Genomic DNA, 6,325 nt, shown 5'->3' with positions numbered 1-6,325 from the left:
CACCTGCGCAGCGCGCTCGACGAGGCCGTGGCCGGCGGCGGTGACGACCACGCGCCAGCCCTCGCGAGCGCGCTCGCGCAGGTGATCGACGGCGCCGTCCGCGCGGCCCGCGAAGCTCGGCACCGGCTGCGCGTCGACCGCCGTGACCGAGTCGTCCGCCTGCAGCGTCGAGTACGTCCACCAGGGCGCGCGCACCTGGTCGCGCAGCTCGTCGAGGCTCAGGAAGCCGCTCTGCAGGTCGACGGGGGCCTCGCCGCCCGCGGTCGCGGCGCTCCACGCGGCCTGCAGGAACTCCTGGTTCGTGTCGTTCAGGCTCGCGACGCGGTCGCGGATGCGCTCGGGTCCGAGCACGACGACGCCCGCGTCGGGCAGGTAGTGGGTCACCGGCACGAGTCGGGGCAGCAGCGCGGGCGCGAGCGACTCCATGCCCTCGACCGGCATGCCCTCGGCGATGCGCTCGAGCATCTGCTGGATGCCGGGGAACTCGGGCGCGAGCTGGCGCGCGCGAGCGCGCACGGCATCCGTCAGCAGCATCTCGCGGCTCGGCGGGAGCACGACGCGGTCGATCGGGTCGGCCTCCGAGCGCTGGTCGGCGACGTGGAACCGCCGCATCTGCTCGACCTCGTCGCCGAACAGCTCGATGCGCACCGGATAGTCGTCGGCGGGCGCGAAGACGTCGACGATGCCGCCGCGCACCGCGAACTCGCCGCGGCGCGTGACCATGTCGACGCGCGAGTAGGCGAGGTCGACGAGCCGCCGCGACAGCGCCGCGAGGTCGACGCCGCGCGCGCCGGCCGTGAGCTCGACGGGCGCCACCGAGAGCAGGTTGTCGGCGACGGGCTGGAGCGCCGCGCGCACGGATGCGACCACGACCGTGGGCGTGCCGGGCTGCCGCTCGGCGACCGCGCGGAGCGTCGCGCCGCGCCGCCCGACGGTCTCGGCCGAGGGGCTCAAGCGCTCGTGCGGGAGCGTCTCCCACGCGGGCAGGTCGAGCACCTGCGCCTCGGGGAGCCACGCGAGCAGGTCGTCGCGGACCGCCTCGGCCTCGCGCCGGGTCGCGGTGATGACGAGCAGCGGGCGGTCGTGGGCGCTCGCGATCGACGCGACGACGGGGGCGCGCATCGACTCGATGCCGGTGAGCGCGCCGCCTCGGCTCGCCTCGACGACGGGGGCGAGCGCGCCGCGCTCGAGCAGCTCGAGGAGTGGCCGGAGGCTCACAGCGCCCCCACCGGGGCACTGGTCCGAACGGCAGCGATCACTGCGCCATGACGACGGCGCCAGCGCCGTCGAAGACCTCGACCGTGTACGAGCCCTCGGCGCCGACCGGCGGCATCACGCCGGCGAACACGGGCGGCGCGTCGTCGGGGGTGTTCTCGCCGCGCTGGAGCTCGACGTCCTGTCCGTACCAGTGCATGACGGCGCGCTCCGCGCCGGCGGGCCCGATGACGAGCGCTCCGCGCGCCTCGTCGGTGCCGCCCACGCACAGGAGCGGACCGGTGCCGAGGCACGACGCGACGATGCGGCCGTCGGCGTCCTCGAGCATGAGGTCGGTGAGCCCCGACTCGGTGCCGCCGTCCCACCAGAGGGCGGCGCCGTCGTCGAAGGTCGCGGAGAGCGTGTAGCCGTTCGGCCCCTCGGGAGCGGCGCGCTCGGGCTCGGCGCTCGCGCAGCCGGCGAGCGCGAGGCTCGCCGCGATGACGGCAGCGGCAAGCGGTGCGATTCGGCGCAAGGGCGCGCTCCTCTCGATCGGCTCCATGCTAGCGGCGGGCCACTGGGCGAGCGGCGAGCACGGGGTTCAGCTCGGTGCGTGGATGCGCTGCTGGGCCTCGGTGAAGCCCTCCGCGACGATGCGCTCGACCGCGTCGGCGCCGAGCTGCACGAGCAGCTCGGCCTCCTCCTGCTCGGCCTTCGCGAACGGCTTCAGCACGAAGTCGGCGGGATCCTGCCTGCCGGGCGGCCTGCCGACGCCCAGCCGCACGCGCAGCACGTCGCCGCCGCGAGCGGCGATGATGTCGCGCATCCCGTTGTGGCCGCCGTGGCCGCCGCCCTGCTTGAGCCGCACCGTGCCGAGCGGCAGGTCGAGCTCGTCGTGGAGCACGATCACGTGCTCGGGGTCGACGCCGTAGAAGTCCATGAGCTGCGCGACCGGACCGCCGGAGCGGTTCATCCAGCTCGTCGGGAACGCAGTGACGACCTTCGGTCCGCCGATCACGCGCGACTCGGCGACCAGCGCCTGGGCGCGGCCATGCCGCTTGGGCGTCGCGCTTGCACGCCGCTCCACCTCGGCGAGCGCTCGGCGGCCGATGTTGTGGCGCGTGCGCTCGTAGTCGGGCCCGGGATTCCCGAGCCCGACCACGAGCCACGTCTGCGCCATGCGGGCGCGGTCGCCTGCTGGCTACTCCGCCGACGCCGAGTCGTCCGAGGCCTCGCCGCTCGCGCCGCTGCCGGTCGCGGCGGCGCCCTCGTCCTCGTCCTGCGGGGCGGCCGGCACCATGATGCCGATGATGAGCGCCTCGGGGTCGGTGAGCAGCGTCGCGCCCTCGGGCAGCTCGATGCCGCCGGCGAGGATGTGCGCGCCCTCCTCGAGGCCCTCGATCGAGACGACGAGGTTGTTCGGGATGTTCATGGCGTCGACGTCGATCGAGATGCTCGTCGCCTCGAGGTTCGTGATCGTGCCGGGAGCCGACTCGCCCTCGACGTGGATCGGCACGTCGACGACGACCTTCTCGCCGCGCTTGACGATGACGAGGTCGAGGTGCTCGATCGCACGCGAGCCCTCGAGCACCGGGTTGCGCTGGATGTCCTTCACGAGCGCGAGCTGCGAGGAGCCCTCGATCTCGAGGTCGAAGATGGCGTTCGAGCGACGCACGAGCATGAACACGTCGTGCGCGTTGAGCGTCAGGTGCTTCGGCTCCGTGCCGTGGCCGTAGAGGACCGCGGGGATCTTGCCGAGGGCGCGCAGCTTGCGCGCCGCGCCCTTGCCGAATGCCGTGCGGGTCTCGGTGACGAGCTTGCTGGCGTCAGTCATGGAAGTGCTCCTAGTGGGCCGCAGCCCGTCGATGGTCGACTCGAACGCGCGAAGCGTGAGGACTGGGTCCGCTGCTGCCACTGCGTCGATCACGGATGCGTCCGCACCCCTCGCCGAAGTTCAGCCTCAGACTCTATCACTCCCCGCGTCGCGCGCCGGGCGGGATCAGCCGAGCATCCCGCCGACGAGGTAGATGACGTACGAGATCGCGAAGCCGACGATCGCCATGAGTCCCTGCGCGACCGTCCACGTCTTGAGCGTCGTCTTCACGTCGAGGCCGAAGAACTTGCTCACGAGCCAGAAGCCCGAGTCGTTCACGTGGCTGAAGCCCACCGAGCCGGCAGCGGTCGCGAGCACGATCGCGGCCGTCTCGACGGGGTTGAAGCCGCCATCGATGACGACGCCCGCCATGAGCGATGCCGCGGTCGTGAGCGCGACCGTGGCCGAGCCCTGGGCGATGCGCACGATCTGCGCGATGAGGAACGCCGCGACGATGACCGGCATGCCGACCGAGTTGAGCGACTCGGCGATCGCGTCGCCGATGCCGGTGACGCGCAGCACGCCGCCGAACATGCCGCCGGCGCCGGTGACGAGCACGACGGACGCGATCGGTCCGAGCGCGCTGTCGGCGACCTTGTCGAGCAGCGAGCCCTTCTTGCCCATGCCCCAGCCGAGCAGCCAGAACGACACGAGCACGGTGATGAGGAGCGCGATCGGCGTCTCGCCGAGCGTGCGCAGCAGCGCGACGACGGGCTCGGCCTTGAAGGCATCCGGGTCGTCGGTCGTGGCCGCGTACATGTTGAGGCCCGTGTTGAGGAGGATGAGCACGAGGGGCAGCACGAGCAGGAAGATGACCTTGCCGAACGCGGGGTTCGACTCCATCTCGCGCTCCTGGTCGGGCGTGCCGCTGAGGATCGTGGGGACCTCGACGTGGTACTTGCGGCCCACCCAGCCTCCGAAGAGCACACCGACGAGATACCAGACGGGCAGCGCGACCACGAGGCCGAGGATGAGCACGAGGCCCACGTCGGCGCCCAGGATGGCGGATGCGCTCACGGGGCCCGGGTGCGGCGGCACGAAGATGTGCATCGAGCTGAACGCGAGCGCCGAGGGGAACGCGACCGACAGCAGCGAGCCGCCCAGGCGGCGCGAGACCGCGTAGATGATGGGCAGCATCACGACGAGGCCGGCGTCGAAGAAGATCGGGAAGCCCATCAGCAGGCTCGCGATGCCGACGGCCATGCCGGCGCGCTGCTCGCCGAAGCGGGCGATCAGCCGGTCGGTGAGCACGCGCGCGCCGCCCGAGGTCTCGATCATGCGCCCGAGCATCGCGCCGAGCGCGACGAGCAGCATCACGCTGCCGAGCGTCGGGTTGAAGCCGAACTGGATGGCCGCGATGAGCCGGTCGAAGGGGATGCCCGCAGCGACCGCGGTCAGCAGGCTCGTGATCATCAGCGCCAGGAAGGCGTGGATCTTGAAGGTCATGATGAGGACGAGCAGCAGCGCGATGGACGCGGCTGCCAGCAGCAGGAGCCCTCCGGTGCCGAGGTCCCAGTTGAGGACGAGATCTTCCATCGGTGTCTCCTGTGTGCGTGGCGGTGCGGTGGGGCTCGGCCTGGGGTCAGGCCGGCTGGACGTCGATGGCGCCGGTGATGGTCGCGCCCGGTCGCGGCTCGACCGCGCGGCCTGCGGCCCGGCCGGTGAGGATGCGCGTGACCTCGTCGACGATCGCCTCGGGGCGCTGCTCGATCGAGATCACGATGCCCTGCTCCCAGTCGGCGAGCGGCTCGAGCGTCTCGATCTGGCTGTCGAGCAGCGTCGTCGGCATGTACTCGTGGTCGCGGTGGGCGAGCCGGTCGGCGAGCAGTCCCTTGTCGCCGCTGAGGTGCACGAAGACGAGGTCCTGATCGCTCGAGCGCAGCAGCTCGCGGTACCAGCGCTTGAGCGCCGAGCACGCGACGATCGTGATGCGCCCCTCGACGCGCCCATCGGCGATCGTCTGCCCGATGGTCTTGAGCCACGGCACCCGGTCCTCGTCGGTGAGGGGGTGCCCCGCGGCCATCTTCTCCTTGTTCGCCGTCGGGTGCAGGTCGTCGCCGTCGATGAAGTCGATGTTCAGCCGCTCCGCGAGCGCCTTCCCGATCGTCGACTTCCCGGATCCCTGCACGCCCATGATGATCATCGGCGGGTACCGCGTCTCGCTCATCGCCTCGCTCCTCAGTCGGTCTCGGCTGCGAAGGTCAGCAGCACCTTCGAGGATACGGATGCGTCGCGTGCGAGCGCGAGCGCCTCGAGCCCGTCGTCGATCGGCAGCTCGTGGCTGATGACCGCGCCGGCGTCGAGCGAGCCGTCCGCGAGGGCGGCGAGCACGTCGTCGATCTCGTCGTTGAACCGGAAGGAGCCGACGAGCGTGAGCTCGCGCGTGATGGCGCTCGCCATGGGCACCGCGATGTCGCCCGCCCGCTGGAGGCCGAGCAGCACGACCGTGCCGCCCCGGCGCGCGCCGCTGATGGCTGCCGCGAGCCCCTGCTCGGTGCCCGACGACTCGATGACGACGTCGGCGTGCACGGCCGCGATGGCGTCCGCATCCGTCGCGTCGAGCGCGCGGGCGCCGAGCCGCTCGGCGAGCGCTCGCGGATGCGGGTGGAGGTCGGTCGCGACGACCTCCGCGGCGCCGTGGTGGCGGGCGACCGCGATCGCGAGCGCGCCGATCGGGCCCGCGCCGATCACGAGCACGCGGGCGCCGGCGATGTCGCCGGCCTGGCCCACCCCGTGCCACGCGACGGCGGCCGGCTCGGCGAGCGCGGCGAGGCGCAGGTCGAGGCCCTCGGGGATGACGCGGAGCATGCGCGCGGGCAGGGCCACGCGGCGGGCGAACGCACCAGCCGTGTGCGGCATGCGCGCCGCCGAGCCGAGGTAGGTGCCGGCCGGGCTGAGGTTCGGGCGATCTGCGGGGAACGGCGCCGACCCGTCGTCGAGCGGCGTGGCCGGGTGCACCGCGACGCGCGTGCCTGCCGCGGGACCGCTGCCGTCCGCTGCCGCGACGAGCACGGTGCCCACCACCTCGTGGCCGAGCACCATCGGCTCCCGGAGGATCGACTGCCCGGCCGCGCCGTGCAGCCAGTAGTGGAGGTCGGAGCCGCAGATGCCGCCGTAGGCGATCTCGACGACCGCCTCGGAGGCGTCCGGGTCGGGCTCCGGCAGGGCGTCGACGCGCACGTCGTCCTTGGCGTGGGCCACGAGTGCCAAGTTGTCGCTCATGTCGTCCGTCCGCTCGGTGCTGCTGCTCGGTACTGC

6 protein-coding genes and 1 pseudogene are annotated in these 6,325 nt (G+C 72.6%); all 7 read right to left on the bottom strand.

Translation table 11 applies throughout. The features are described from left to right. Positions 1-1,218, bottom strand: a pseudogene (locus ABD106_RS12600) (transcription-repair coupling factor); the annotation flags it as partial. A 37-nt stretch (positions 1,219-1,255) separates the two neighbouring features. Beyond that, positions 1,256-1,729: a hypothetical protein gene (locus ABD106_RS12595; RefSeq protein WP_343920862.1), complete on the bottom strand. Its 474-nt coding sequence runs from the start codon at positions 1,727-1,729 to the stop codon at positions 1,256-1,258. 66 nt (positions 1,730-1,795) lie between these two features. Next, the gene (gene pth / locus ABD106_RS12590; protein ID WP_343920860.1) at positions 1,796-2,374 is read right to left on the bottom strand and encodes an aminoacyl-tRNA hydrolase; all 579 of its coding nucleotides are present in this window, start codon (positions 2,372-2,374) and stop codon (positions 1,796-1,798) included. Positions 2,375-2,395: 21 nt separating this feature from the next. Further along, positions 2,396-3,028, bottom strand: a complete 633-nt coding sequence (locus tag ABD106_RS12585) for a 50S ribosomal protein L25/general stress protein Ctc (protein ID WP_343920858.1) — start codon at positions 3,026-3,028, stop codon at positions 2,396-2,398. A gap of 165 nt (positions 3,029-3,193) precedes the next feature. Next, entirely contained in the window at positions 3,194-4,603 is a 1,410-nt protein-coding gene (locus ABD106_RS12580) for a GntP family permease (protein WP_343920856.1), read from the bottom strand. Positions 4,604-4,649: 46 nt separating this feature from the next. Next, positions 4,650-5,234, bottom strand: coding sequence for a gluconokinase (locus ABD106_RS12575; protein ID WP_343920854.1), 585 nt, complete (start codon positions 5,232-5,234; stop codon positions 4,650-4,652). A gap of 11 nt (positions 5,235-5,245) precedes the next feature. Beyond that, entirely contained in the window at positions 5,246-6,289 is a 1,044-nt protein-coding gene (locus tag ABD106_RS12570; RefSeq protein ID WP_343920852.1) for a zinc-binding dehydrogenase, read from the bottom strand. Positions 6,290-6,325: the final 36 nt, after the last annotated feature.

It is taken from the genome of Agrococcus citreus (genome assembly GCF_039527715.1).
Lineage (GTDB): Bacteria > Actinomycetota > Actinomycetes > Actinomycetales > Microbacteriaceae > Agrococcus > Agrococcus citreus.
This window is presented reverse-complemented; position numbering and strand designations above follow the sequence as displayed.

Excerpts from the sequence above, each read along its gene's own strand:
- ABD106_RS12570 (WP_343920852.1), bottom strand. The coding sequence starts at position 6,289 with ATGAGCGACAACTTGGCACTCGTGGCCCACGCCAAGGACGACGTGCGC.
- ABD106_RS12575 (WP_343920854.1), bottom strand. The coding sequence starts at position 5,234 with ATGAGCGAGACGCGGTACCCGCCGATGATCATCATGGGCGTGCAGGGA.
- ABD106_RS12585 (WP_343920858.1), bottom strand. The coding sequence starts at position 3,028 with ATGACTGACGCCAGCAAGCTCGTCACCGAGACCCGCACGGCATTCGGC.
- ABD106_RS12580 (WP_343920856.1), bottom strand. The coding sequence starts at position 4,603 with ATGGAAGATCTCGTCCTCAACTGGGACCTCGGCACCGGAGGGCTCCTG.
- pth (WP_343920860.1), bottom strand. The coding sequence starts at position 2,374 with ATGGCGCAGACGTGGCTCGTGGTCGGGCTCGGGAATCCCGGGCCCGAC.